Raw genomic sequence first — 25110 nt, 5'->3', positions numbered from 1 at the left:
TCATTGGTTTAATAGCGAGCGTCTACAGACGAAGCTGGAGTGTAATCGTAGCGGAAATGAAATGAGAATCAAAACTATTATCACCAGAGAAGTTTGAAATTTAATATCAGTAAAAAGAGAAAAATAAATGAATCTTTCAGTTATCAGTTGCAAGGCACTGTTAATATTAAGATAACCTTAAGATAATGAAAAATATTTCATCTATTATCAATAGCCACTATCTGGCACCCTCTTCTTTCCTTTTTGAGGATAACAAATTAACATCATACAGAGTGAGCTTAATATCAGACATCGCGAAGCAGCCTGCACAGGTAAGTAAAATAATTATGAAAAATAAAAAGATAGATACATTAGCAAAAGTGGCTATGCGTAACAGGGGTTTATCGGTTAAAGAAAAACGCGTGCGTTATCAGGGAAAAGTATTCACCTTTAAATACGTCTCAGGCCATTATGAGGTGTTTTTTGAAGGCCAGCAGGTTGACTCCATCGCCACGGACAGTATCAACGACGCCATTGCTGAATATAAAGAGAAGCATAACAAAACGAAGCGTTAACACCTGCGTCAATCGCTCCCCCCTCTTGTCGTTAAATACGCTTAAACCTGCTCCCATCCGGATGAAAGCGATGCCACGTTAACCCTCTTCATGTGCACAGGCATACCTTTGGTTTGCATTACCCGGCGTTGCTGAGTCTTTCTGCCCTGAGCAAAAGGGAGGCAGATTTTATGCCCTGCGCCAGATAACCAGGCAAAAGATAGCCAATATCCTCAGCTAAAAAACCGCTGAAAATTCACCGTATCGTTAACGCACTTAAGCCAAACAGATATCAGGATGGCGACGTTATTTTCAAATAACCCATATAAGATATATTTCTCTCGCAAACGCCTTGCAAAACAAACCGATGAGTAAATGACTCCGTTGCCTGCAAAAAAGAGAAAATACCCTTAAAAATAAAGCATGTATTATTCCGGAAATTTATTGCATATCGGTCAGTTGAGATTCTCCAGGCATTGCATTGGGAAGCGTCTCCACGGTAGGTTTGCTTTCCAGTTGCTGCTGCGCGAGCTGGCTATTTTTTTTCGCCATCTGCGCCTGCTCTAAATCCTGCTGGGTGACTTTTTTCCCGGAAAACGCATCGATCATTTCCGTTCGGCCATCAGGATATTTAACGATCGTGACCAGTCGTCCGCCATATTGCGGAATACCGGACATCGCCAGGGAATAATCAATCTCATGATTTTCCACTTTTTTCTTTTCCTGGGCCTCTTGCTCAGCCTGAACTTCTTTTAAAGACTTGTGGTTTTCTGCACGAGAGGAGAGCGTCACTTTGGTGCTGTCATCCTGATACGACTGCTTGCCAGCGCCATGTTCAGTACTGGTGCCGGTACTGATGCCGGTGCTATTCGCCGTTTCAATCTTATGCGTGATAGTCTCTTTTGTGCTGGCAAGGTGCGCGCTTGCCTGAATCGCCTGAATCTCCTGCATCATTATCTCCGCTACTCGTTAACCAGATAATCTGCGACGAATGACTCATCCTGATGAGTCGAGAAAGATCCTCATAACGATTATCGACAGGCGGTTAAAACATATTAATAACAAATAATGCTGACGAAATAGTATTCACATAAGAAATTAAAATAAGCAACCGTCCATTATATATCATATTAATTTTAGTTAAATCAGATACTCCATGAAAAATATTATTTAAGTCAGATTAATTCATTTATCGCGATGCAAGGCGCGGCGTTAATGGCTGATTGTTACAGGCGATCAGAGCATGATTTTCACGACGGCGAGTACATTTTCACGCGGTTACGGCCCTGTTTTTTTGCCTCATACAGCGCCTCATCGGCCCGGTTAATCGCCAGATGGATGTTTTCACCCAGCCCGCACCGAAAGGCGCTGATGCCCACACTGGTGGTAAAGCTCAGCGGCGCGGCGCCAGGCACTTTAACCGGCGTTAACGCAACCCATGCACGCATCCGCTCGCCGAGTAACAGAGCGTCATGCGGGTTGAGATCCAGCGCAGCGATAATAAATTCCTCGCCTCCCCAGCGGCAGATCAGGTCATTTTGCCGCATCTGCTTTTTCAACAGGGCAACAAAATGGCGAATAACATCATCGCCCGCCGAGTGACCGTAAATATCATTGATCTTTTTAAAGTTATCGATATCAAGAAACAGGATGGCCACCTCGCGGGGGGACATCCCTTCACGATCGGTACAGAGCCGGGAAAGCTGCGCCAGAAAAGCGCGGCGGTTCAATGCACCGGACAGCACATCGCGGCGGCTGCCGGACTCAATACGTTTAAGCAGAATTTTGTTGGCGGAAACGACCCGGGAAACCATCAGTATGGCCATGATCAGTATCGAGAGATTGATGCGAAACGCGTTGAGCATGGCATCAAGATCCGCTTGGGTGATGCCCGCGCCGGGCTCGAGCAGCCTGACAGCATAGAGATAATTCAGCGCCACACCGGTGAGCATGCAGAGTACAACGGTCGTTTTAAAGGAGTAACGCAGGGCGAACCAGGCCAGCGGGAAGAGGATTAACGCCACCATCTCGGTGCCGGAAAAAAGGACACAGAGCAGCACAAACACTAAAAAAGCGATCACGAAAACCTGCGGGCGTAACTGTTGCCACCCACGGTGTAATTGCCGCCGCACTGTGCGGAAAATAGTCTTTAACTGAATGAAAAAACAAACAAAAATGATGCCTGTGCTGAGTTGTTCGCTGAACCAGCCGCGCATGAGCTGATAGATATCGGCGCTGTTTGTCGCCCATAGCCAAATCCCGAACACCGCCGCCGAGCAGAACGCGCCCGCCACCACCGGGATAGTCATCACCAGAACAGCATTGCCGGTGAACTTTCTTCGCTGCAAAAAACGGCTGTGGAAACAGTAAATAAAACAGAGCCAGGCAGGCAGATAAAAGCCGATATTAAACGCGCAGTAGATCACCTTTTGCTCAATACCCGACCCATCCTCAAAACTGAGAGCCGCCAGCAGCATCGCGCAATAGCTGATAACCGTCAGCAATCCATTGTGCAACAGTCGCCAGCCCACATGACGGCAACGTAAACGGAAATGAATAAACAGGCTGAAGGCCAGTACGTTAGCGGGCCAGAAGAGAGAGACATTGTTGCCGGGGCGAAAGTTTAACCCCCAGTCACTGACGAGAAATACCGCGAAAAAGAGCACGCACAGTCTGACGAGGTAACGACACATAATCTCCGCCCTCTTTAGTTCCTTTTCATCATTGCCTGTTAACGTTAGTAAACCGAATACCTCAGTCATTTCAATAAGAAAGCGCTGCAAGAGGCGTTAACCGCATCCAGCGCAAAGCGTACTCCCCGCGTCTATCGCATCCTGATATTCTCAGACACGATAAAAACATCACATCCAGGAGTGACAATGAGCCAACAACCTTTACACGCCGATCCGCTTAGCTGGGGCCACGGTCCACGCACGTTCGAGGTGTTCCTCGAGCCGACCTGCCCTTTCTCCGTTCGCGCCTTTAACAAGCTGGACGCCTTGCTCAACGAGGTGGGCGAAGAGAAGGTCACCGTCAAAATCCGTCTGCAATCGCAACCGTGGCATATGTTCTCTGGTGTGATTGTGCGCTGCATCCTTGCTGCCTCCACACTGCCGGAAGGCAAAGCCGCTGCACGAAGCGTGCTGAAAGCGGTGGCGGACCATCGTGAAGAGTTCGAATTCACGGACCACTGTAGCGGCCCGAATATGCACGCCACGCCGCAGCAAATTATTGAACGCATTGAGCAGTATAGCGGAGTGAAACTGGCGGCGGCGTTCGCCAGGCCGGAATTGCAAACCGAAATCAAATGGCACAGCAAATATGCGCGGCAGAACGGCATTCACGTATCGCCGACCTTTATGGTCAACGGGCTGGTGCAGGCCGATCTCGGCAGCGGCGATGACATCGGCGTCTGGGCGCAGCGTATCCTCGCCTGAGACGCTGCTACACTGATGAGCAACCCGTTTCTATAACGCTTCAACAGATCAACCAAAAGGCAGACCAATATGTCAGACAACTATCAGCCACCTAAAGTCTGGACGTGGGATAAATCCGGCGGCGGTGCATTTGCCAATATTAACCGTCCGATCTCCGGCCCGACGCATGAGAAAACCTTGCCGGTGGGCAAACATCCGTTGCAACTCTATTCGCTGGGCACGCCGAACGGCCAGAAAGTGACCATCATGCTGGAAGAGCTGCTGGAGAAAGGGGTTACGGCGGCCGAGTATGACGCCTGGTTAATTCGCATTGGCGAAGGCGATCAGTTCTCCAGCGGTTTTGTTGAAGTGAACCCGAACTCGAAGATTCCGGCGCTGCGCGACCACTCCACCACGCCGCCCACCCGCGTATTTGAATCCGGGGCGATCTTGCTGTATCTGGCGGAGAAGTTTGGCCATTTCCTGCCCAACGATCCAGCCGGGCGCACCGAAACCCTGAACTGGCTGTTCTGGTTGCAGGGCTCTGCGCCGTTCCTCGGTGGCGGTTTCGGTCACTTCTATAACTATGCACCGGTGAAAATCGAGTACGCGATTAATCGCTTTACTATGGAAGCCAAGCGCCAACTGGATGTGCTGGATAAGCAACTGGCTGACCATCCGTTTGTCGCCGGTGATGAGTACACCATTGCCGATATGGCGATTTGGCCGTGGTATGGCAATGTGGTGCTGGGTAATGTCTACAACGCCGCAGAGTTCCTCGACGCAGGCATCTATACCCATGTGCAACGCTGGGCGAAAGCGATTCTTGCGCGCCCGGCTGTGCAACGCGGGCGGATCGTTAACCGTACGTTCGGCGAGCCGCATGAGCAGTTGCATGAGCGCCACGACGCCAGCGACTTCGACACCAACACGGAAGATAAACGTCAGGCGTAATCTTCTGCACCGGGCGGTATTCCGCCCGGTTTATTCCCGCCCTTCATTACCTTCCACTGTTTTTTTCACACCATATTTACACGGCCTGAATAACTGGTAAGAATGCGTTTTATTTACCTGTAGCCGGCCCCATGTCCGACATCGCGCTCAAACAGCAGATCCAGAATCTGAAAAAGCATAACGCCCGGCTGGTGCGGATAGCGCGCGACGCGCGCAATAAACTCAGCGCCGCGCTGGACGGCACCGGGCTGTGCCTGTGGCAGCTTGATGTCCCCAGCGGCAAGCTGATCATCTACAACCGCCGTTGGGGTTCGATGCTTGGCTATCAACCCAAAGAGCTGAGCGCCCATTTTGATGTCTGGCGTGAGCACCTGCATGAAGATGATCGCCAGCGCGTGCTGGACGCGTTTTACGATCATTTGCACGGCAAGACCCCGTTTTATGAAGCCCTGCACCGCATGCAGCATAAAAACGGCACCGTCACCTGGGTGCTCGACAGAGGCCGCGTAACGGAGTGGGATGCCAACGGTTCACCGCTAAAAGTGACCGGCACGCACATCGACATGACCAAAGAGAAGCAGTATGAGGAGCAACTCTCGGCGCTGGCAAACCACGATCCGCTTACCGGGCTGGCTAATCGCCACGCGCTGTTGCAGCATTTTGATGAGCTGAAGCTTGCCGGCCCCGTGTGCGTGGCCTTTATCGATCTGGATGATTTTAAAGCGGTCAACGACACTTTCGGTCACCGTAGCGGCGACGAACTGCTGATCCAGTTGAGCCAGCGTCTGCGCAATGCCTGCCCGCAAGGAACGATTGTCGGCCGTCTTGGCGGCGATGAGTTTGTTCTGCTGTTACCGTTTCCGCTTACCAGCCTGCTGATTAACAGCACCGCCCATACTTGCCTGCGCGCGGCGCTGACGCCCTTCGAACTGGATAACGGCGAAGCGTCGGTTGGGGCATCGATTGGCATTGATGAAGCGCAGGATGACGACGATTTCATCAACGCGCTGAAACGCGCCGATCGGGCGATGTATCACATCAAACATACCGGGAAAAACGGCGCAGCTCTCGGCCAGACGCTGATTTCCCTCTCCGCCTGCGCCGGGGCATAGCTGATGAAAACCGCACGCCAGCAGACGATTGTGCAACTCCTCACCCGGTATGACACCCTGACGACCGCAGCGCTGTCTGCACAATTGGGCGTGAGTATTGAAACCATCCGCCGGGATCTGAATGCGCTGCAAACGCAGGGGAAAATAGTGCGCCGCCATGGTCGCGCACGGATGCTGCATTCACCGCAGCAGGAAAGCAGCGAGCCGTTTCGCAACCGGTTGAAAAGCCATTATGCGGATAAAGCCGATATCGCCCGCCATGCGCTGAACTGGATTGATGAGGGGATGACGCTGGCGCTGGATGCCAGCTCCACCTGTTTTCACCTTGCGCGGCAGTTGCCGGATATCGACCTTACCGTTTTTACTAACAGCGTGCCGGTATGCCAGGAGATCGTCCGTCGGCAAAACATCACGCTGGTCTGTTCGGGCGGGCGGCTGGATCGCGCCGAGCGTTGTTATGTCAATCCGGCGCTGCCTGGCCTGTTGAAATCGCTGGAGATCGATCTGTTTATCTTCTCCTGCGAGGGGGTGGATGCGGCGGGCGAGATGTGGGACTCCACCCGCCATAACGCCGTGTTTAAAGCGCAGTTGTTGCGGCGGGCGCAGCAATCGCTGCTGCTTATCGATAAGAGCAAATTCTACCGCGCCAGCGAAGTAAAAATCGGCAACCTGTCACTGGTGACGCAAATGATCACCGATGTAAAAACCGACACGCCTCACCGCTGAGGAGCAAAATCCTCCAGCTCCATATTGCGCAGCGCCGCTAGCGTCTCCTGCGCTTCGTTTTCATCAATCAGGCTCATGGCAAACCCCACGTGCACCAGTACCCATTGCCCGAGTAACGCACGCGGATCATCTTCGCACACCAGGGCGATATTGACCCCGCGCCGCACGCCGCACACGTCCACCTGCGCCAGTTGATGAAAATCGTCGCCCACGGCCACCACCTGGCCCGGTACGCCTATACACATCTTGCTTACTCCACTTCAATACTTTTGATCTGTACACCCTCGCTGTGCTCAATATGCAGCGTTGGGCAGTGACAGAGCGGACACTCATCATGGCGGGTAATTTCCACCGACTGGCTGCAATTCCAGCACCATGCCTGCGCGGGTTTATGGAGGATATGCAACGCGCACCCTTCGGCAAGGGTATCGCGACAGGCGATATCAAAGCCGAAACGCAGCGCACTCTCCTCCACACAGGCCAGCGCGCCCACTTCCAGCCACACGCCGGTCACCTTGCTGGCGCCGTTTTGCCTGGCCTGCTGTTCGATGATCTCCACCGCGTTCTGGCATAGCGATAACTCATGCATGCCGGGCGTCCTTCAGCCGGGTGAGCAACGCACGACGACTCACCGACTCGCTCACCGGCAGGGAGAGCGCCATTTTCAGGCAATCATGCGCCAGCGACGCCCCCTGTTCTGCACGTAACTCCCGCGCTAATGGCGACATTAACGAACAGCTCAGATACTGCGCAAGGGCGGGCATTTCACCAACGGTAAAGGTCATCTCACCGTAGGGTAATCGCAGCCCAATGCGCTCGCCGACGTTACGCCGCACCCAGCACTGCTGCGGGCCGGGAAAAATCAGCAAACTCAGCATCCACGGCGTTATCACACAACCTATCCACTGCCCTTCAAACAGCGTGAAGGGCGTCACCGAGATCGGCATGTGCGGATGTACAAACGGTAAATCGTGCATCTCGCCTGCGGCCACTGCAGCAAAAGCAGCCTGCACCTCGCCGTGCGGCGAGGCGTCAAAACCGGTTAACTCATCCTGCATGCTGAACCTCCCTTGGCGTCAGCACCACGCCGGATTCCGCCAGCGCATCCAGCACCGCCTGTAAAGCCGTATCGATACTTGCCGCCACGATCGGCGTCAAACCAATATGCGGCTCCAGCGAGGCCGGAATAACGCCGACCAACGTCAGCTTCGCCGGGAATTCCCCGGTAAAGCGCAGCGCGGACAGCACGTCAGACAACCCCAGTTGGTGCGGAGAAATTTTGTTGCTGAACAGCGTGGGCACTTCATCGTCGCGCAGGCAGATGACGCTGCCTGGCTCGCTTTTACGCGTGACGATGGCGTCAGCAATGATCAGATGATCGCGGCTCGCCATCGCGCTCAGCAACTCCATGCCGGCGGTGCCGCCATCCAGCACTTCGACCTGTTCCGGCAGGTGGAAACGCTGTTCCAGCGCTTCCACCACCCGTACGCCGATTGCCTCATCGGTGAGTAAAATATTGCCCACCCCCAACACTAAAATCGACATTACAGCACCTTCACCGACACCACATCGTTACCGTCTGCGTCCAGCACGTGTACGGCGCAGGACATACAAGGGTCGAAAGAGTGAATGGTGCGCACCACTTCCAGCGGTTTTTGCGGATCGGCAATCGGCGTGCCCACCAGCGACTGCTCGTAGGGACCGGCTTCGTCGTTCACGTTGCGCGGCCCGGCGTTCCACGTCGATGGCACGACGGCCTGGTAGTTGCTGATGGTGCCGTCTTTAATCACGATCCAGTGTGAGAGCATGCCGCGCGGCGCTTCGAGGAAGCCTACGCCTTTAAACTCGCCACTGGCGGGAATGTCCGGCTTCACAAAGGTGGTCATGTCGCCTTTGCCGATGTTGTCGACCAGCGCCTGATACTGCTGGCTGGCAACCTGATGCAGTTCGCAGGCATGCACGGTGCGACCAATAATGCGGCCCAGCGTGGAGTGCAGTTGCTCAACGCCCAGCGTTTTACCGGTGAGTTTGTGGTAAATCGCCACAATTTCATTGAGTTTGCTGGTCGTGGATTCGCGCTTCGCCGCCAGTTTACAGAGCATATTGGCCAGCGGCCCCACTTCCACGGTTTTGCCGTAGAACGTCGGTGATTTGACCCACGAATATTTCCCGTCTTCCTGCCAGCCGGTGTAGTTTGGCACCGTTGTCCCTTGCCACGGCTCTTGCGGCGCTTCGTCTTTATACCAGGCGTGTTTCGCGCCCTCCTGAATGCCTTTCACCATAAACGGATCGTTGTATGCGGTGATGGACCGATAGGTGCTGAGATCGGCGTTTTCGATGTAACCACCAGGGAACAGGAAGCTGCCATTTTCACCGTCGGTCGGAAACTCCGGCGTGCTCAGGTAATTGACGCTGCCTTTACCGCGCTCCAGCCACTCCGGATAGAACGCCGCAATCACGGCGGTATCGACCTTGTAAACCTGTTCGATAAAGCCCTGCAGCTTGTCGATAAACGACTTGAGGTACATCAGCCGTTCCAGGTTCAACACTTCGATGCCGTCAAGATTGATCGGGTTGGCAACACCGCCCACCGCCATGTTCTGGATATGCGGCGATTTCCCGCCCAGCAAGGCGACGATGCGGTTGGCATCACGCTGACACTCCAGCGCCTGTAAATAGTGGGCGACGGCGATCAGGTTCACTTCCGGCGGCAGCTTCATTGCCGGGTGTCCCCAGTAACCGTTGGCGAAAATCCCCAACTGACCACTGGCAACCAGCGCTTTGATTTTGTCCTGCACCTCTTTAAAGGTGTTTTCGCTGTTCAGCGGCCAGTCAGAGAGCCCTTTCAGCAGGTTCGCCGCTTTTGCCGGATCAGCATTAAGCGCGGACGTGATATCAACCCAGTCCAGCGCCGAGAGCTGGTAGAAGTGCACAATATGATCGTGGATGGTGTGCGCGGCCAGAATAATGTTGCGAATATACTGGGCGTTGACCGGGACTTTCATCTCCAGTGCGCTTTCCACGGCACGGACAGAGGCAATAGCGTGAATCGTCGTACAGACACCGCAGATGCGCTGCATAATGATCCACGCATCCCGCGGGTCGCGGTTCTTCACAATCTCTTCCATACCGCGCCACATCGTGCCTGATGCCCAGGCTTTGGATACAACACCGTTTTCAATTTCGCAGTCAATGCGTAAATGACCCTCAATACGGGTCACCGGATCGATGGTAATTCGTTGACTCATGCTTCACTCGCCTCATGACGTTCTTGTCGTTGTAACGGAGGAATAATCGGCAACAGACGTATGAGTAAGATGTACGCACAGACTTCAATTGCCACAAAACCGATAGAAATCAATATCTCTTCCCAGGCCGGGAAGTAGTGATAGCCGTTGCCGGGGTTAAACGCTAACAGCGAATAGGAGAGTCGCCACAGAGCGCATCCCAACAGCATGCTTAACGCGCCGATAAACAGAACACGGGAATCGGTGCGCAGGCGCGCCGAGCGCAGCACCAACAGCGGAAACAGCAGCAGCGCGATTTCCAGCCAGAACATCAGGCTGTAAAAATCCCCTGCAAAGGCGTAGCTCCACTTGTCGCGCCAGGTGATTTCCCCTACGCGCAGCAGCAAAAACAGCGCCAGTAGAACGCTTAACGTCCCGGTTAACCTGGTAAACAGCCGCTTTTCATCCGGCCCGTTACCGCGCAGGCTGGCCTGCAACAGCGAACCTTCAAAGATGACAATCGAAAAGCCCATGATAAATGCGGTCAGCAAGGAGAACAGCGGCAGCATTTCGTAGCTTTGCCACAGCGGATAGACCTTGTACCCGGCCGCGATCATCAAAGAGCCCATCGAAGACTGGTGCATGGTGGGCAGCAGCGCGCCAAGGGCGATAATAAAAAACATCACCTTATTCAGCCGTCGCAGCGACACTTTCCAGCCCAACCGCTCCAGCAGCGCGGGCGCGAACTCCAGCGCCATCACACCGATGTAAATCGTCATACAGACTGCGGTTTCAAACAGGACAGAGTTCACGTTGAAGTGCCCCGGAATGTAAAAATAGGGCAGATTCCAGTAACGCCCGACGTCAATGGTGATAGACAAACCGCCCAGCGAATAACCGAACAGACTGGCCAGTAATGCCGGGCGCACCAGCGGATGGTAGTCGCCACGGTTAAAGGCATATACCGCCCAGGCCAGCGCCCAGCCGCCGCAAGCGAAACCGGTGCCGATCAGCAAGTCGAAAGCGATCCAGATCCCCCACGGATAACCACCGTTAAGATCCGAGACCGATCCCAGGCCGAAGATCAGACGCTTGAGGATAAAGATCCCACACAGCACGATCAGCGGGGCAAAAAGCCGTATTGGCTTGCTGAACAGCTTGCCGCCCAACGGTTGCGGATCATGACTCATGATCGTCGCCTCCTTCATGGTGCTCATTCTTCGTATGGCGACGCACCAGCGCCGTCAGCCCCACCAGCACAGCCAGCGGCAACATCATGCCTTTGTACACGGTATGCTGAACATGTTCAGAACGGGCGCCGGTTGCCAGATCATCCAGCTCCGGTAAACCCAGCACCTCGTAAGGCACGCCGGTCAGTACCAGCACCTGCGTGCCGCCACCCTCTTTTTCACCGTACAGGTGCGGGTAGTAGCTGGCGACAGTGTGTTGATAGGTGTCAGCAGAGGTGAGCATTTGCCGGGGATAGTGATACTCGGTTCCGGGTTTTAGCGAGAGGCGTTTTTTGGCTTCCGCCAGCAGATCTTCGCGCGTACCGAAAATCACCGCGCCGGCAGGACAGACTTCCACGCAGCCTGGCAATCCGCCTTTATCCAGACGCTCAACGCCTTTCTGGTTACAAAGCTGGCATTTATGCAGTTCACCGAACGGGTTGTTGTAATCGTATTTCGGCACATCGAAGGGACAGGCGACCATGCAGTAACGGCAGCCGGTACAGACGCTGGCGTCATAATGGACAATGCCGGTTTTGCTGTCTTTTTTCAGCGCCTGAACCGGGCAAACGGAGACACAGTTGGCGTCCACGCAGTGCATGCACTGTTTTTTGATATAGGCGTAACCGTCATCAAGGTGATCTTTGTTCACCCCGCTGCCGCTATGCCAGACCTGAATGATGTTATTGGTGTACGGCGAAAGTTTGTCGTTATTGGACCAGGTTTGTTCACCCTGCGGATTACGTTGCGGGGTATTGATGTCCTGGCAACGGGTCACGCAAGCCTGGCACCCTACACAGAGCGTGGAGTCGTACAGCATACCCAGCGCGCCGGGGATCGGCGGGCGGTTCTCTGCGGCGGCAAAACTCGTCGACGAGCCTGCCGCCAGCAACGCCCCGCCGGACGCCACTTTAAGAAAATTACGTCTGTTCACGGTTAGTCTCCCTGTGAGTCAGCGTCGTTTTTCTTTTGCTGACGCCCCAGCTCGCGCACCGTCATAACGCCTACGCCCGCCACCAGACCCACTACGCCGCCCAGCAAACCAACCGCTGTTGCCGAAACCGCGCCCCCCTCTTTCAGGTTGACATCGGGTTTCTCTGCCCGCGGTGTGGGATTCTCAACGTGCGCCAGTTGATGGATGCCTTTATGGAAGCCAATGCCTTCTTCATTACAACCGTAGCAGGGGTGACCAATCGCCACTGGCCAGACGCCGCCCACATCGCAAAATTGCAGCGTGGAGCAGTTACCGTAGGTTTCCGGCCCTTTACAGCCTAAGTGATAGAGGCACCAGCCTTCACGGTGGCCCTGATCGCCAAACGCTTTCGCAAAGCGTCCGGCATCAAAGTGCGGACGGCGTTCGCAATGCTCGTGGATCAGCCGACCGTAGGCAAAAGCAGGACGGTTTTTGGCATCCAGCGCAGGTGGTTTGCCAAAGGTGATGATGTGCGCCACTGTCGCGAGAAAGTTTTGCGGGTTCGGCGGACAGCCAGGAATGTTGATCACTGTTTTACCCGGCAACACCGACTGCAAGCTTACCGCACCGGTAGGATTGACGCCCGCCGCCGCCACGCCGCCCCAGGCAGAGCAGGAGCCAATGGCAATGATCGCCGCCGCGTTTTCCGCCGCTTTACGAATATGTTCCACAATGGGCTCGCCAGCCACCATGCAGTAAATCCCGCCGTCTTTCATCGGGATTGAGCCGTCAACCACCAGCACATACTGCCCTTTGTACTGCTCGAGCGCGCGGTGTTTGTTCTCCTCAGCCTGATGACCAAAGGCAGCAGAAAGCACTTCGTGGTATTCCAGCGAAATGGTTTCCAGTACCAGGTTTTCAACGGTGGGGTGGGTAGAGCGAAGCAGCGATTCGGTACATCCGGTGCACTCCTGTGCGCCAATCCAGATAACCGGTGGACGTTGGGGATGACTGACGGCTTCCGCCATCTCTGCAGCAGCCTTGCCGCTTAATCCCATGGTGGCCGCCAACGCAGCGCACAGCTTCATAAAATCACGACGGCTCACACCCTGTGATACAAAATGTAGATTCTCTCCTGCCATTTACTTGTTATCCCTCAGCCCGGACTAAGATTATTCTCCTCCCCTTTGGGAACAGAATGCTGCGATCGCCCCGACAATTAATCACATAAAAAACAAGGGTATTATGCAAAAAGTTGACGGAGTGCACAGTAGGCACAAAAGAAATAGGGGCTTATGGGCACAAAACGACAAAAAAAAATGAAAGCCACCCTCGACAAAAGTGACCTTCACTAAAGAGAACTACATTGAGCAAAGCTTATTTTTAGGTTTCGAGGCGGTAACCCGCCATAAAAAATCGGATCACAGTGCTGGAGTGGCTCTCGCGAAAGAAGTCCATCACCATGTCCTTATCCAGCCCGTAGCGGCGCGTAAGAATGCCAGCTTCCCACGCGCTGAGTTGACGATCGCCGGTTTTTTCAAACATGCGATGCGAAAACCCGAGTACAAAACCACGCTTATAATCCGGGCAGAAATGCGCCACATTACTGGCGCTATCCGCCTGCGACGCATTCAGCCCGGCCATCAAACCCTTACCAAAATGGTTGTCCATCGTTATCACCCCCAATCGCTATATAAAAAATTATATAACGATCTTTGACGGGGGCGATAGCGCTGATTAAAACGCCACCCACTCATCAGACGAAGCGGCCTCTTTTTTGGCTGCCCCGCGTGATAAATCGGGTTTGACCAGCTTCGGTGCAGCCGCTTTATGCTGCTCCTCGCTGGAGAGACGGAACTGCTGAACGGAACGCTGCAACTCTTCGGTCTGGCGTTCCAGCGCAGCGGCGGCAGCGGAAACTTCCTCAACCAGCGCGGCGTTCTGCTGGGTGACGTTATCCATTTGCGTAATCGCCAGCCCCACCTGAGAAATGCCTTTGCTCTGTTCAGAAGAGGCGGAGGCTATCTCTTTCATAATGGTGGTCACTTCGGTGACCGCGCGCAAAATACCTTCCATTGTGGTGCCGGTATCGTTAACCAGTTGCGCGCCTTTTTCCACGCGGTTAACCGAGTCGGCAATCAACGTTTCAATCTCTTTTGCCGCGCCCGCACTGCGGCTGGCAAGGTTACGGACTTCCCCGGCGACCACGGCGAAACCGCGACCTTGTTCACCTGCACGCGCGGCTTCAACGGCGGCGTTCAGCGCCAGAATGTTGGTCTGGAACGCAATGCTGTTAATGACGTTGGTGATTTCAGCAATTTTCTTCGAACTGCCGGAGATCCCATCCATCGTGGTGATCACTTCTTTTACCAGTGAACCGCCTTTGCTTGCGGTCACCGAGGCTGCCTGCGCCAGCTCGCTTGCATGGCTGGCGTTCTCAGCATTCAGTTTCACCGTTGAGGTCAGCTCTTCCATACTGGCGGCGGTCTCTTCAAGCGCCGCTGCCTGCTCTTCAGTACGGGAAGAGAGATCGTTATTACCGGATGAAATTTCTGTCGCGCCGCGCCAGATATTCTCACTGCCGTGGCGGATGCTGCTTACCGCTTCACGCAGGCTATCCTGCATCGCTAACAGCAGCGGCACCAGTTGACCAACGCAGTTACGACCAAAGTCTTCCAGCGGCTGGCTGAGATCGCCTTGCGCCATCAGACCGAAGTGCGAGCGGATACGCGCCAGCGGTTTCACCATCATGGTGACCAGATAACGGTCGGTGAACAGCAGGATCAGCAGACCGCATACCATCGCCGCAATTAATGCGTTGCGCGTGCTACTGGTTTGCCCGTCAACCATTACCCGGGTCTGATCCAACATCTCGCTGGCGGCTTTATTGAAGCTTTCTGTTGCGGTGCCAAAGTTACGGCTCAGCACCGGGGTCACGTCGTTGGCCTGTTTACGGTAAGCCTCCGGCGTGCCTTGCTGCGCCAGTTGCATCTGCGGGGTGATCCCCTGGTCCAGCAGCGCCTGCCAACCAGAAATCACTTGTTCGGAGACTTTCGGATCCATCGGACCCGGAGAAATCGCTTTAAAGTCCGCCAGTCGGCGGCCCATGTTATCCAGCGCCTGTTGAACCGGCGCCATATCCGGTGAGCCACCCGCAGCTTTAGCTTCCATAACGCGACTGAGACGAGTAACAAACCGAAAATACTGATCGTTACCCTGGCTGAGCAGAGTCATCTGTGACACTAACTGGCGATCAACATCATTGCCATCGGCCACTTTTGACAACGAAAAAACGCTATACAACCCGACGCCAGACCACAGCAGACCGAAGATCCCGAGGATCACCAGCATCACGGCTCGTATAGTAAAGTTACGAAGCATACCCATAATATTATCCTTGCGGTGAAGGTAGATTCTCGCCTGCGGGCGAAACTTAACTTCTTATCGGCAAGTTTTAGAAAAGTTGTATGGTTCGCTTAAAATTTTTTGTGTATCCAGGAGCGCCACTTATCACCTCAACTGGTAGAGCCAGTCTCCTCACAGAACGTTATTCTGCTAACTTTACGCCATATTTTCCCACACCATAAAAAAGATTAAAACGCAACAAATCAACACATAACACACCAATTTATAAGGATTTTTTTATTTATGTTTTTTATAAAAAAATGAAAATAGTATCAACAAGAAAATGATAATTATTAACAACCCTTAACCAAATACCCAAAATGCATGTGCATATAAGGATTAGCCTATATCAATTTTTTGATAAAAAGAGACCGCACCACTTTTCCCTAAAACAATCCCAAAAACAGCATGCGAAATATTAAAATATATAAACAAACGCTTTAGAAAAATATCCAAACAGAGTGTTAAGTGTACTTTAAATGTAAGTTAAGAATTATTAAAACATACACGCACCTGGGTTGGAGACAGGCATCTGTATGCGCTATCTGGAACAAGCCGAAACGACAAAAGTCAGATACCGTGCGGCCTGAGCAAGAGATCTCAAACTCAGAGCTTCATTCTTCCATCATCCCAACATGAGCGTATATGCGTCAGGTTGCTTATTTTTTCATACATTCACAAATATTATGAATCGCGCATCAGTATTTATTATCAGGTTATTTTTCAACCGTTTTTAGCGGATGTTTTGCCAGACAACGTTGTGTGCCTAAAGTAAATTAAAACGGGGATTGAGATTGTGGGACGGGATTTTAAAATAGTGAATCGTCTGTTATTTGATCGATTCATTCGCCTCGTACAGCATAAAGATCGACAATACCGGCCTCCCTGCCGGAGATTCATCGCTAGTGCAGGTACTTTTCGAACCAACCGAGGGTACGCTGCCACGCCAGTTCCGCGGCAGCACGGTCATAACGCGGCGTAGAGTCGTTGTGAAAACCGTGGTTCACCCCCGCATAAATGTACGCCTCATAGACGTTGTGGTGTGCCTTCAGCGCCTGCTCATAGGCGGGCCAGCCTTCGTTAATGTTTTTATCCAGTTCAGCGTAATGCAGCAGCAACGGTGCCTTGATTTTTGCCACATCCGCCGCTGGCGGTTGACGACCGTAGAACGGCACAGCGCAATTCAGTTCCGGGTAAGCCACCGCCGCTGCGTTCGAAACGCCGCCGCCATAGCAAAAACCGGTGATCCCCACTTTACCGCTGGCATCCGGGTGTTGGCGCATAAATTCAACGGCGGCAAAGAAATCGTTCATCAGCTTTGTCGGGTCGACCTTTTGTTGCAGCTCGCGCCCTTCATCATCATTGCCGGGATAACCGCCCACGGAACTTAGACCGTCCGGCGCCAGCGCAAGGTACCCTGCTTTTGCCACCCGACGCGCTACGTCTTCAATATAAGGGTTGAGGCCACGGTTTTCATGCACCACCACCACCGCCGGTATTTTCCCGGTGGCTTTTGTCGGCCTGACCAGATAGCCCCTCACTTCACCATGCCCGTTTGGCGACGGGTAGGTGATATATTCCGGATGAATGTCCGGATCGGTGAACACCACCTGCTCCGCCAGCGCGTAATTCGGCTTAAGCAGGTTAAACAGCGCCAGCGCCGTCATCCCTCCCACCGCATACTTACCGGCCAGCTGTAAAAATTCGCGCTTGTTGATTTTGCCGTGCGCGTAATAGTCGTAGTAGTCGAGTAATTCCTGAGGAAAGTCTTTCGCTGTCAAACGCGTCATCACATATCTCCGTTCGTTTTTTTCCCTTCTAAGCAAAGCATAGCGGTCCGTTTTCTGCACAAAAAATGTTCAGTTATCAGCCTGGCCTTTGATGTACAGAAATACAGCGATAAGATGGAAACGTTGTTTCGAATTAGCCTGTACAATAAAGGAGACATCATGCCTGGTTTTGCCAACCCGGATCGCTATGCGCAGATGCACTATCGCTACTGCGGCAAAAGCGGTTTGCAGTTACCCGCCCTTTCACTCGGTTTGTGGCACAGTTTTGGCCACGGTCACGCGCTGGAGTCGCAGCGCGCCCTGCTGCGTAACGCGTTTGATCTCGGGATCACCCATTTTGATTTAGCCAATAACTACGGACCGCCAGCAGGCAGTGCGGAAGAAAACTTCGGTCGTCTGCTGCGCGAAGATTTCGCCAGCTACCGCGACGAGCTGATTATTTCCACCAAAGCGGGATACGATATGTGGCCAGGGCCTTACGGCTCCGGCGGCTCGCGCAAATATCTGCTCGCCAGCCTTGATCAGAGCCTGAAGCGTATGGGGCTGGAGTATGTGGATATCTTCTATTCGCACCGGGTAGATGAAAAAACGCCGATGGAAGAGACCGCCGCTGCGCTGGCCCATGCGGTGCAGAGCGGTAAGGCGCTGTACATCGGCATCTCCTCCTATTCCACCGAACGTACCCGGCAAATGGCGGCACTGCTGCGCGAGTGGAAAATCCCGCTGTTGATCCACCAACCCTCCTATAACCTGCTCAATCGCTGGGTAGATAAAACCGGCCTTCTGGATGCGCTGGAAGATAATGGTGTCGGCTGCATCGCGTTTACGCCGCTGGCGCAGGGATTATTGACGGGTAAATACCTGAGCGGTATTCCGGAAGGTTCGCGCATGCAGCGTGAAGGCAATAAAGTGCGCGGTCTGACGCAAAAGATGCTGACGGAAAGCAATCTCAACAGCCTGCGGCTGCTGAATGAGATGGCGCAGCAACGCGGGCAGTCGATGGCGCAAATGGCGCTGAGCTGGTTGCTAAAAGATGCGCGCGTCACCTCCGTCCTGATTGGCGCAAGCCGCCCGGAGCAGATCGCGGAAAATGTTCAGGCGTTAAATAATCTGACATTCAGCGCAGACGAGCTGGCGCAAATCGACAAGCACATCGCCGATGGTGAGTTGAATTTGTGGCAGGCGTCGTCGGATAAATAATCGAATACAGGCCGGGAAACCGGCCTGCCTTGATCAATGCTTGTCGCGGGTTAACCTGTCCAGGTAGCCCATCAAAAATGCCGAGAGCACAAATGTCAGGTGGATTATCACGTACCACATCAGTTTGTTGTCCGGAACATTCTTCGCATCCATAAACACCCGCAACAGATGAATGGACGAGATGGCGACGATAGAGGCGGCCACTTTGTTCTTCAGGGATGTGGAGTCCATTTTGCCGAGCCAGTTCAGTTTCTCTTTGTGCTCTGCAATGTCGAGCTGCGAGACAAAGTTTTCATAGCCGGAAAACATCACCATCACCAGCAAGCCGCCGACCAGCGTCATATCCACCAGCGACAGCAGCGTCAGAATGAGATCGGCCTCCGCCAGGCTGAATAGGTTGGGCAGGATGTGAAAAATCTCCTGGAAGAATTTTACCGTCAGTGCAAGCAGAGCAAGGGAGAGGCCAAAGTAAACCGGGGCGAGCAACCAGCGCGAAGCGTACATTGCGTTTTCCAGAAATCGTTCCATAGTGTCCTGTCAGATAGCTAAACCAGCGGCCAGTATATCCCAGTCTGGCAAACATTTGGCAACACTCTGCCAACATCACCTGAACACAATGAGACGTACAAAATAACGAGGTTGATGGCAGGCCAGCCTTTCGGCCTGCTAAAGGTATGGACAATATCGCTATACGTCTTCGGGATTGACCCACGGACGCTGGTTTTCCGGCCACACTAAAACAACCAGCGCCGGGTAGGCTTCAGTGCTGAACTCGTGAAAACACTGGCGCAGGTTGAGCACATCCAGATCGGCGTGTGGCACCTTCTCGCCATTGAGGCAACGCTTCTTTATATTGTCATAATACTTATACACAGCAGAATTGAGATCGCTACAACGACGCTGCGCCTCAAATAAACCAGGGGTGTTATTTAATTCCGCCATGTTCATGCGTTTTATGGTCGCATGAAGAAAATCAATATATTCATGGTTAACCCGCCAGTACCACACAGGAGTAATGGCATTCATTAACACAGAAAAATGATCCTCACCTTCCTCTTTTGACAACGGTTGAGGTCTGGGAGGAAGGTTCTCAATTTCGCTGCGCGGGGCTTTATTGTACTCGCGCATTAATAAAAGTACGCCGCCAGTGAGCAGCAATAATGTAATAACAGAATAAAAAATACTGTTCATGAGCAGGCTCCATTTTTTTTGATTTTAAAAGTGCGCCATGATATTGTCAACGAACCTCACGTCTGTCTTGCCCCTTCCCTGTTGATATTAAAGGATATTAGAAATGCTTCCCGAGAATCTTGTCCCGGCACGATTTCACATTTCTGCCGCTGAAACCAGGCCAGGAGAAGAAGGAAAAGAGCCTAATTTAACTCAGGGAAAAAGAACCCTCTCCGAACACGCTGAGCAAATATTAGCGAACGTAAGCCACAATGGGCAATCAAGAAATATGTTACTTGAGGAACGCGATCGTCATATAAAAGATCGTTTGTTCCGCGTAGTAAAAATCGAGACATTCGCCCGTCTGCTTAATGACTTACAAGCTGAAGGCGAGATTGATGCCCAGACATTAAGCAAAATAATTGCGGATAAAACACAGGAAATTAATGAATCGGGCGATAAGATTTGGCTTAACCTGATTACTCGCGAAAAAGATGGACCAATGTTTTATAAAATTGGGGAGGAGTAGCGTGAAAGAAATCGATAACAATAATGTATATTTAGCTTTAGATGACAAGAAAAGTGATGAGTTTATCTTAAAGCAAAATATAGAGGCATTAGTATTCGATAAAAACAGCACTATTGAGCGTATTGCCCGTGAGCTGGTATCCATTCCCGCCGCGCTGGTGCGCCTGAAATGGCAGAATCGTCGGGAAATCTATCCATTACAGGTTAAAGAAGAAATTTATGGCGCGGTGATCAATGCAATTATTGAGCAGAAGCCTGAGTTGCTGGAAAAGATCATGGGTCGTCTGGAAACCAACTACCAGTACATTCTGGGGCGGGAAGCCGCAACGCTGCGCCTGAACCGTAAATTGATTGACGGTGAATACCGCACGTCAAACGTCACCACCGTCGCGCTGGATGAAGAAACCACCACGAACAAGCCAGACGCAAAATAACCGGCCTCGTCGGTTGCTCACATCATCACTATCAAGAAAATCCTGAATCTGGCTGCAATAGCAGCGTAGACAACTACTCTTAAGTACTCAACAACCGATATGGAGGGTACTTAATGGCAACGAACCAGACAAAAATTCAGGATCCTACCAAACAGTACTATGCTGGCGATTACCCGCAGCAGAAACAACCCTATCCCGGGGTGCAGGCAAAAATGGATCCTGTGCCCGACTGTGGCGAAAACAGCTACGTGGGTAGCGGACGGCTAAAAGATCGCAAAGCGCTGGTCACCGGCGGAGATTCCGGTATCGGTCGCGCAGCCGCCATCGCCTACGCGCGTGAAGGGGCGGATGTGGCGATCAACTACCTGCCCGCGGAAGAAGAAGATGCGCAGCAGGTAAAAGCGCAGATCGAAGCCGCCGGGCGCAAAGCGGTGCTGATCCCAGGCGATCTGAGCGATGAGTCATTTGCCCGCGCATTGCCGCACAAAGCCAAAGAACAGCTTGGCGGTCTGGATATTCTGGCGCTGGTCGCTGGCAGACAAACCGCAATTGAAGAGATTGCTAATCTGACCACCGCGCAATTTACTCAGACCTACACGGTGAACGTTTTTGCGCTGTTCTGGATAACCCAGGAAGCCATCCCGCTGCTGCCACGCGGCGGTAGCATCATCACCACCTCGTCGATCCAGGCGTACCAGCCAAGCACGCACCTGTTGGACTATGCCTCCACCAAAGCGGCCATTCTCAATTACAGCCGCGGGCTGGCAAAACAGGTGGCGGAAAAAGGGATCCGCGTCAATATCGTGGCACCGGGGCCAATCTGGACAGCATTGCAGATTTCTGGCGGTCAGCCACAGGAGAAACTGCCACAATTCGGTCAGCAAACGCCATTGAAACGCGCCGGACAACCGGCTGAGCTGGCCCCCATCTATGTTTATCTGGCAAGCCAGGAGTCAAGCTACGTCACGGCCGAAGTGCATGGCGTAACAGGCGGTGAACATCTCGGATAAGCAGGCGTAAAAAAAGCTGGCGATGGCCAGCTTTTTACCTTTCGTCGCGGCGGATTACTTCGCTTTCGCGACCTCTTCGCCCACCAAACCGATTTTCAGATAACCTGCCTGGTGCAGCGTATCCATCACTTTCATCATTGTCTCGTAGTCGACAGTTTTGTCAGCACGGAAGAAGATGGTGGTGTCCTTTTTACCTTCAGTCATCGCATTCAGCGCGTTGACCATTGTGTCATCCGTCACCTGATCGTTACCGATAAACATGGTGTTATCCGCTTTTACAGAGAGGTAGACCGGTTTTTCCGGGCGCGGTTGCGGCTGGCTGGAGGATGCCGGCAGATTCACTTTCACATCCACCGTGGCAAGCGGCGCGGCTACCATAAAGATAATCAGCAGCACCAACATCACGTCGATAAACGGCGTTACGTTGATTTCGTGCATTTCGCCGTTATCGTCCAGGTTTTCATTAAGACGCATTGCCATGGCGTATCAACCTACACGTAATTTCTGAGCCGCACGCACCGGCTGCGCATTGCTGGCAGCCAGGTCAAGATCGCGGCTTTGCAGCAGCAGAACCTGCGCGGCAACATCGCCGAGAGTGGCTTTGTAGCTGCCGATCATGCGCGCAAAGATGTTGTAAATCACCACCGCCGGAATGGCAGCAACCAACCCGATAGCCGTCGCCAGCAGCGCTTCGGCGATACCCGGCGCCACAACGGCGAGGTTAGTGGTTTGCGTCTGAGCGATGCCGATAAAGCTGTTCATGATGCCCCAAACGGTACCGAACAGACCGACAAACGGCGAAATCGCACCGATGGTGGCGAGATAGCCATTACCGCGGCCCATATAACGGCCGGTAGCCGCCACGCGACGCTCCAGGCGGAATCCGGTACGCTCTTTAATGCCTTCGTTATCTTCGCTGCCTGCGGATAACTCCAGCTCGTTCTGGGCTTCGTTGATTAACAGGGTGCTCAGGCTTTTCGCATGGAAGGAAGAGGCGATTTCGCTGGCCTGGTCCAGGGAGCGGGCATCAGCCAGCAGGGTCTGCTCGCGCTTGATGCGGCGCTTTTGCGCAATCATCTCAACGCTTTTGCTGAAGAACAGAGCCCATGTCACCACGGACGCCAGAATCAGGCCGATCATTACCACTTTAACGACAATGTCAGCGTGCTGATACATACCCCACACGGATAGGTCCGTCTGCATCAAATTATTACCCACTGTGTTTCTCCGCGACGCAAATCACAAAAACTGAGCGCCATCATATCAAAATGACGTCGAATTGATAGTAGTTCTCATTAGTATTTACATAGTGCCTGAATTGAAAGCCATTTTCTTTGCGCTCACGCAGTAAACTCGCGCCACTGAACACATATTAGAAAAAATTAACACCCACACTGCAAACAAGGATGCATCAACCCACAATCATGGTAGTCTGGACATCCAGACGTATAAAAACAGGTTGAGCGAAAATGACGGCGAAGCATCTTGATACCGCTCTGGTTAATGCAGGGCGCAGCAAAAAATACACACAAGGCTCAGTGAACAGCGTGATCCAACGCGCCTCTTCCCTGGTTTTCGAAACGGTAGAAGCCAAAAAACACGCCACCCGCAACCGGGCGAACGGCGAACTGTTTTATGGGCGCCGCGGTACGCTAACGCACTTCTCGTTGCAGGAAGCGATGTGCGAACTGGAAGGTGGCGCCGGGTGCGCGCTTTTCCCCTGCGGCGCGGCAGCGGTGGCTAACACCATTCTTGCGTTTGTGGAACAAGGCGATCATGTGCTGATGACCAACACCGCCTATGAGCCGACCCAGGATTTCAGCACCAAAATTCTCGCCAAACTGGGCGTCACCACCAGTTGGTTTGACCCTATGATTGGCGCCAGCATTGTGCATCTGATCCAACCCAATACGAAAGTCGTGTTCCTGGAATCTCCCGGCTCTATCACCATGGAAGTACATGACGTTCCGGCGATTGTTCAGGCGGTGAGAAGCGTGGCCCCGGAAGCCATCATTATGATTGATAACACCTGGGCGGCGGGCATCCTGTTCAAAGCGCTGGAGTTTGATATTGATATCTCGATTCAGGCAGGCACCAAATACCTGATTGGTCACTCCGACGCGATGGTCGGCACCGCCGTGTCCAACGCCCGCTGTTGGGCGCAACTGCGTGAAAACGCCTATCTGATGGGGCAAATGCTGGATGCGGATACCGCGTATATGACCAGCCGTGGTTTGCGTACGTTGGGCGTGCGCCTGCGTCAGCACCATGAAAGCAGTTTAAAAATTGCCGAATGGCTGGCGGCGCACCCGCAAGTGGCGCGGGTGAATCATCCGGCGCTGCCAGGAAGCAAAGGACATGAGTACTGGAAACGTGACTTTACCGGCAGCAGCGGCCTGTTCTCCTTTGTATTAAATAAACGCTTAACCAATGAAGAGTTGTCGCAGTACCTCGATCCGTTTTCCCTGTTCAGCATGGCCTACTCCTGGGGCGGTTATGAGTCATTAATTCTCGCCAACCAGCCGGAACAGATAGCGGCGATCCGGCCGGACGGCGAAGTGGATTTCACCGGCACCTTAATTCGGGTGCATATCGGTTTAGAGAATGTTGACGATCTGATTGAAGATTTAGCTGCAGGATTCCAGCGCATCGTGTAAACCAGGCTAACCGGGGTAAAGCTTCAGAAAATTCTCTATTTCTTGCGCCCCGGATCAAGGTGTTTTTGGCGAGTTGGAGTACAATAGCCTCCTCTACGCGGTACCACAGGAACGTCCATGGCTGTTATTCAAGATATTATCGCTGCGCTTTGGCAACACGACTTTGCTGCGCTGGCTAACCCACATGTTGTTGGCGTTGTTTATTTTGTGATGTTCGCCACCCTGTTTCTGGAAAACGGCCTGCTTCCTGCCTCGTTTTTACCGGGGGACAGCCTGCTGTTACTGGCCGGAGCGCTGATCGCTCGCGGCTGCATGGACTTTGTATCAACCCTGTTTATCCTCACCTCCGCCGCCAGTCTCGGCTGCTGGCTCAGCTATCTGCAAGGCAAGTGGCTGGGCAATACGCGGGTGGTGAAAAGCTGGCTTGCGCAGCTACCGGTGAAATACCACGAACGGGCGACCTGCATGTTCGACCGCCACGGTCTGCTGGCGCTGCTTGCCGGGCGTTTTCTGGCGTTTATTCGCACCCTGCTGCCGACCATGGCGGGCATCTCCGGTTTGTCGAACCGCCGCTTCCAGCTGTTTAACTGGCTGAGCGCCCTGCTGTGGGTTGGCGTCGTCACCTCTTTTGGCTACGCCATCAGCATGATCCCGTTTGTGAAACGCCATGAAGATCAGGTGATGACGTTTCTGATGATCCTCCCGGTCTTCCTGCTGGTCGCCGGGCTTGTCGGCACCGTTGCGGTGGTACTGAAGAAAAAATACTGCAACGCCTGACCCGCCGCCCCTCTTCCCGGCGAAGAGGG

At 53.2% G+C, this 25110-nt stretch carries 28 protein-coding genes; 11 read left to right on the top strand and 17 right to left on the bottom strand.

Annotated features, from left to right (window positions below):
- The first annotated feature begins 185 nt into the window (after nucleotides 1-185).
- On the top strand, nucleotides 186-554 hold the full coding sequence (locus tag N7922_RS03785) for a hypothetical protein (protein ID WP_263099313.1): 369 nt from the start codon (nucleotides 186-188) through the stop codon (nucleotides 552-554).
- A 420-nt stretch (nucleotides 555-974) separates the two neighbouring features.
- Here N7922_RS03785 and N7922_RS03780 read toward each other — a convergent pair whose 3' ends face one another.
- Both N7922_RS03780 and N7922_RS03775 read right to left on the bottom strand, forming a co-directional pair.
- Complete coding sequence (locus N7922_RS03780) at nucleotides 975-1487, bottom strand: hypothetical protein (RefSeq protein WP_263099312.1); 513 nt, start codon at nucleotides 1485-1487, stop codon at nucleotides 975-977.
- 296 nt (nucleotides 1488-1783) lie between these two features.
- Nucleotides 1784-3226: a GGDEF domain-containing protein gene (locus tag N7922_RS03775; protein ID WP_263099311.1), complete on the bottom strand. Its 1443-nt coding sequence runs from the start codon at nucleotides 3224-3226 to the stop codon at nucleotides 1784-1786.
- A 186-nt stretch (nucleotides 3227-3412) separates the two neighbouring features.
- On the opposite strand from N7922_RS03775, the gene N7922_RS03770 reads away from it, so the two are divergent.
- The 4 genes from N7922_RS03770 (at nucleotide 3413) to fucR (ending at nucleotide 6741) form a co-directional block, all read left to right on the top strand.
- Entirely contained in the window at nucleotides 3413-3970 is a 558-nt protein-coding gene (locus tag N7922_RS03770; RefSeq protein WP_263099310.1) for a DsbA family protein, read from the top strand.
- A gap of 69 nt (nucleotides 3971-4039) precedes the next feature.
- Nucleotides 4040-4903: a glutathione-dependent disulfide-bond oxidoreductase gene (yghU, locus tag N7922_RS03765; RefSeq protein WP_263099309.1), complete on the top strand. Its 864-nt coding sequence runs from the start codon at nucleotides 4040-4042 to the stop codon at nucleotides 4901-4903.
- Between the two features lie 131 nt (nucleotides 4904-5034).
- Entirely contained in the window at nucleotides 5035-6015 is a 981-nt protein-coding gene (locus tag N7922_RS03760; RefSeq protein WP_263099308.1) for a sensor domain-containing diguanylate cyclase, read from the top strand.
- Between the two features lie 3 nt (nucleotides 6016-6018).
- On the top strand, nucleotides 6019-6741 hold the full coding sequence (gene fucR / locus N7922_RS03755; protein ID WP_263099307.1) for an L-fucose operon activator: 723 nt from the start codon (nucleotides 6019-6021) through the stop codon (nucleotides 6739-6741).
- On the opposite strand, the gene hybG is transcribed toward fucR, so the two are convergent.
- From hybG to yghX, 11 genes are all read right to left on the bottom strand, one after another.
- Nucleotides 6732-6986 carry a hydrogenase maturation factor HybG gene (gene hybG / locus N7922_RS03750; protein ID WP_263099306.1) on the bottom strand — a complete coding sequence of 85 codons (255 nt, stop codon included), beginning with the start codon at nucleotides 6984-6986 and terminating at the stop codon, nucleotides 6732-6734. The genes fucR and hybG overlap by 10 nt on opposite strands.
- 5 nt (nucleotides 6987-6991) lie before the next feature.
- Nucleotides 6992-7330 carry a hydrogenase maturation nickel metallochaperone HypA gene (gene hypA, locus N7922_RS03745; RefSeq protein WP_061493162.1) on the bottom strand — a complete coding sequence of 113 codons (339 nt, stop codon included), beginning with the start codon at nucleotides 7328-7330 and terminating at the stop codon, nucleotides 6992-6994.
- On the bottom strand, nucleotides 7323-7799 hold the full coding sequence (hybE, locus tag N7922_RS03740; RefSeq protein WP_263099305.1) for a hydrogenase-2 assembly chaperone: 477 nt from the start codon (nucleotides 7797-7799) through the stop codon (nucleotides 7323-7325). Before hybE ends, hypA begins: the two co-directional genes overlap by 8 nt.
- Nucleotides 7789-8286, bottom strand: a complete 498-nt coding sequence (locus N7922_RS03735) for a HyaD/HybD family hydrogenase maturation endopeptidase (protein ID WP_263099304.1) — start codon at nucleotides 8284-8286, stop codon at nucleotides 7789-7791. The genes hybE and N7922_RS03735 overlap by 11 nt, the downstream gene beginning before the upstream one ends.
- Entirely contained in the window at nucleotides 8286-9989 is a 1704-nt protein-coding gene (hybC, locus tag N7922_RS03730; protein ID WP_263099303.1) for a hydrogenase 2 large subunit, read from the bottom strand. Before hybC ends, N7922_RS03735 begins: the two co-directional genes overlap by 1 nt.
- Complete coding sequence (gene hybB / locus N7922_RS03725) at nucleotides 9986-11158, bottom strand: Ni/Fe-hydrogenase cytochrome b subunit (RefSeq protein ID WP_263099302.1); 1173 nt, start codon at nucleotides 11156-11158, stop codon at nucleotides 9986-9988. The genes hybC and hybB overlap by 4 nt, the downstream gene beginning before the upstream one ends.
- On the bottom strand, nucleotides 11148-12131 hold the full coding sequence (hybA, locus tag N7922_RS03720) for a hydrogenase 2 operon protein HybA (RefSeq protein WP_263099301.1): 984 nt from the start codon (nucleotides 12129-12131) through the stop codon (nucleotides 11148-11150). The genes hybB and hybA overlap by 11 nt, the downstream gene beginning before the upstream one ends.
- A gap of 2 nt (nucleotides 12132-12133) precedes the next feature.
- Nucleotides 12134-13252, bottom strand: coding sequence for a hydrogenase 2 small subunit (hybO, locus tag N7922_RS03715; RefSeq protein WP_263099300.1), 1119 nt, complete (start codon nucleotides 13250-13252; stop codon nucleotides 12134-12136).
- 241 nt (nucleotides 13253-13493) lie between these two features.
- Nucleotides 13494-13781 carry a DUF2623 family protein gene (locus tag N7922_RS03710; protein ID WP_088238404.1) on the bottom strand — a complete coding sequence of 96 codons (288 nt, stop codon included), beginning with the start codon at nucleotides 13779-13781 and terminating at the stop codon, nucleotides 13494-13496.
- 66 nt (nucleotides 13782-13847) lie between these two features.
- Nucleotides 13848-15497, bottom strand: coding sequence for a methyl-accepting chemotaxis protein (locus N7922_RS03705; protein WP_263099299.1), 1650 nt, complete (start codon nucleotides 15495-15497; stop codon nucleotides 13848-13850).
- A gap of 920 nt (nucleotides 15498-16417) precedes the next feature.
- Nucleotides 16418-17305, bottom strand: coding sequence for a YghX family hydrolase (yghX, locus tag N7922_RS03700; protein ID WP_263099298.1), 888 nt, complete (start codon nucleotides 17303-17305; stop codon nucleotides 16418-16420).
- A gap of 159 nt (nucleotides 17306-17464) precedes the next feature.
- On the opposite strand from yghX, the gene N7922_RS03695 reads away from it, so the two are divergent.
- Nucleotides 17465-18505, top strand: coding sequence for an aldo/keto reductase (locus N7922_RS03695; RefSeq protein ID WP_263099297.1), 1041 nt, complete (start codon nucleotides 17465-17467; stop codon nucleotides 18503-18505).
- Nucleotides 18506-18538: 33 nt separating this feature from the next.
- Here N7922_RS03695 and N7922_RS03690 read toward each other — a convergent pair whose 3' ends face one another.
- Nucleotides 18539-19033: a TIGR00645 family protein gene (locus N7922_RS03690; RefSeq protein ID WP_263099296.1), complete on the bottom strand. Its 495-nt coding sequence runs from the start codon at nucleotides 19031-19033 to the stop codon at nucleotides 18539-18541.
- Nucleotides 19034-19192: 159 nt separating this feature from the next.
- A complete protein-coding gene (locus N7922_RS03685; RefSeq protein ID WP_061493150.1) occupies nucleotides 19193-19696 on the bottom strand; it encodes an ESA_00282 family adhesion-associated protein in 504 nt (167 codons plus the stop codon).
- 103 nt (nucleotides 19697-19799) lie between these two features.
- On the opposite strand from N7922_RS03685, the gene N7922_RS03680 reads away from it, so the two are divergent.
- From N7922_RS03680 to N7922_RS03670, 3 genes are all read left to right on the top strand, one after another.
- Nucleotides 19800-20204, top strand: a complete 405-nt coding sequence (locus N7922_RS03680; protein ID WP_263099295.1) for a hypothetical protein — start codon at nucleotides 19800-19802, stop codon at nucleotides 20202-20204.
- Between the two features lies 1 nt (nucleotide 20205).
- Entirely contained in the window at nucleotides 20206-20637 is a 432-nt protein-coding gene (locus N7922_RS03675) for a cytoplasmic protein (RefSeq protein WP_263099294.1), read from the top strand.
- A 113-nt stretch (nucleotides 20638-20750) separates the two neighbouring features.
- Entirely contained in the window at nucleotides 20751-21647 is an 897-nt protein-coding gene (locus tag N7922_RS03670; RefSeq protein WP_263099293.1) for an SDR family oxidoreductase, read from the top strand.
- 54 nt (nucleotides 21648-21701) lie between these two features.
- Here the strand turns inward: N7922_RS03670 and exbD are convergent, their stop codons facing one another.
- Entirely contained in the window at nucleotides 21702-22127 is a 426-nt protein-coding gene (exbD, locus tag N7922_RS03665) for a TonB system transport protein ExbD (protein WP_263099292.1), read from the bottom strand.
- A gap of 6 nt (nucleotides 22128-22133) precedes the next feature.
- The gene (gene exbB, locus N7922_RS03660) at nucleotides 22134-22865 is read right to left on the bottom strand and encodes a tol-pal system-associated acyl-CoA thioesterase (protein WP_263099291.1); all 732 of its coding nucleotides are present in this window, start codon (nucleotides 22863-22865) and stop codon (nucleotides 22134-22136) included.
- Between the two features lie 251 nt (nucleotides 22866-23116).
- On the opposite strand from exbB, the gene metC reads away from it, so the two are divergent.
- Together metC and yghB are read left to right on the top strand one after the other, a co-directional pair.
- Nucleotides 23117-24304, top strand: coding sequence for a cystathionine beta-lyase (gene metC / locus N7922_RS03655; protein WP_263099290.1), 1188 nt, complete (start codon nucleotides 23117-23119; stop codon nucleotides 24302-24304).
- Nucleotides 24305-24421: 117 nt separating this feature from the next.
- Entirely contained in the window at nucleotides 24422-25081 is a 660-nt protein-coding gene (yghB, locus tag N7922_RS03650; protein WP_061493143.1) for a DedA family general envelope maintenance protein YghB, read from the top strand.
- The last annotated feature ends 29 nt before the right edge of the window (nucleotides 25082-25110 follow it).

This window comes from Kosakonia sp. ML.JS2a (genome assembly GCF_025642095.1).
In the GTDB taxonomy this organism is placed as follows: Bacteria; Pseudomonadota; Gammaproteobacteria; order Enterobacterales; family Enterobacteriaceae.
The sequence above is the reverse complement of the archived record's forward strand: the minus strand, read 5'-3'. Positions and strand labels throughout refer to the sequence as shown.

Excerpts from the sequence above, each read along its gene's own strand:
- N7922_RS03785 (WP_263099313.1), top strand. The coding sequence starts at position 186 with ATGAAAAATATTTCATCTATTATCAATAGCCACTATCTGGCACCCTCT.
- N7922_RS03780 (WP_263099312.1), bottom strand. The coding sequence starts at position 1,487 with ATGATGCAGGAGATTCAGGCGATTCAGGCAAGCGCGCACCTTGCCAGC.
- N7922_RS03775 (WP_263099311.1), bottom strand. The coding sequence starts at position 3,226 with ATGTGTCGTTACCTCGTCAGACTGTGCGTGCTCTTTTTCGCGGTATTT.
- N7922_RS03770 (WP_263099310.1), top strand. The coding sequence starts at position 3,413 with ATGAGCCAACAACCTTTACACGCCGATCCGCTTAGCTGGGGCCACGGT.
- yghU (WP_263099309.1), top strand. The coding sequence starts at position 4,040 with ATGTCAGACAACTATCAGCCACCTAAAGTCTGGACGTGGGATAAATCC.
- N7922_RS03760 (WP_263099308.1), top strand. The coding sequence starts at position 5,035 with ATGTCCGACATCGCGCTCAAACAGCAGATCCAGAATCTGAAAAAGCAT.
- fucR (WP_263099307.1), top strand. The coding sequence starts at position 6,019 with ATGAAAACCGCACGCCAGCAGACGATTGTGCAACTCCTCACCCGGTAT.
- hybG (WP_263099306.1), bottom strand. The coding sequence starts at position 6,986 with ATGTGTATAGGCGTACCGGGCCAGGTGGTGGCCGTGGGCGACGATTTT.
- hypA (WP_061493162.1), bottom strand. The coding sequence starts at position 7,330 with ATGCATGAGTTATCGCTATGCCAGAACGCGGTGGAGATCATCGAACAG.
- hybE (WP_263099305.1), bottom strand. The coding sequence starts at position 7,799 with ATGCAGGATGAGTTAACCGGTTTTGACGCCTCGCCGCACGGCGAGGTG.
- N7922_RS03735 (WP_263099304.1), bottom strand. The coding sequence starts at position 8,286 with ATGTCGATTTTAGTGTTGGGGGTGGGCAATATTTTACTCACCGATGAG.
- hybC (WP_263099303.1), bottom strand. The coding sequence starts at position 9,989 with ATGAGTCAACGAATTACCATCGATCCGGTGACCCGTATTGAGGGTCAT.
- hybB (WP_263099302.1), bottom strand. The coding sequence starts at position 11,158 with ATGAGTCATGATCCGCAACCGTTGGGCGGCAAGCTGTTCAGCAAGCCA.
- hybO (WP_263099300.1), bottom strand. The coding sequence starts at position 13,252 with ATGGCAGGAGAGAATCTACATTTTGTATCACAGGGTGTGAGCCGTCGT.
- N7922_RS03710 (WP_088238404.1), bottom strand. The coding sequence starts at position 13,781 with ATGGACAACCATTTTGGTAAGGGTTTGATGGCCGGGCTGAATGCGTCG.
- N7922_RS03705 (WP_263099299.1), bottom strand. The coding sequence starts at position 15,497 with ATGGGTATGCTTCGTAACTTTACTATACGAGCCGTGATGCTGGTGATC.
- yghX (WP_263099298.1), bottom strand. The coding sequence starts at position 17,305 with ATGACGCGTTTGACAGCGAAAGACTTTCCTCAGGAATTACTCGACTAC.
- N7922_RS03695 (WP_263099297.1), top strand. The coding sequence starts at position 17,465 with ATGCCTGGTTTTGCCAACCCGGATCGCTATGCGCAGATGCACTATCGC.
- N7922_RS03690 (WP_263099296.1), bottom strand. The coding sequence starts at position 19,033 with ATGGAACGATTTCTGGAAAACGCAATGTACGCTTCGCGCTGGTTGCTC.
- N7922_RS03685 (WP_061493150.1), bottom strand. The coding sequence starts at position 19,696 with ATGAACAGTATTTTTTATTCTGTTATTACATTATTGCTGCTCACTGGC.
- N7922_RS03680 (WP_263099295.1), top strand. The coding sequence starts at position 19,800 with ATGCTTCCCGAGAATCTTGTCCCGGCACGATTTCACATTTCTGCCGCT.
- N7922_RS03670 (WP_263099293.1), top strand. The coding sequence starts at position 20,751 with ATGGCAACGAACCAGACAAAAATTCAGGATCCTACCAAACAGTACTAT.
- exbD (WP_263099292.1), bottom strand. The coding sequence starts at position 22,127 with ATGGCAATGCGTCTTAATGAAAACCTGGACGATAACGGCGAAATGCAC.
- metC (WP_263099290.1), top strand. The coding sequence starts at position 23,117 with ATGACGGCGAAGCATCTTGATACCGCTCTGGTTAATGCAGGGCGCAGC.
- yghB (WP_061493143.1), top strand. The coding sequence starts at position 24,422 with ATGGCTGTTATTCAAGATATTATCGCTGCGCTTTGGCAACACGACTTT.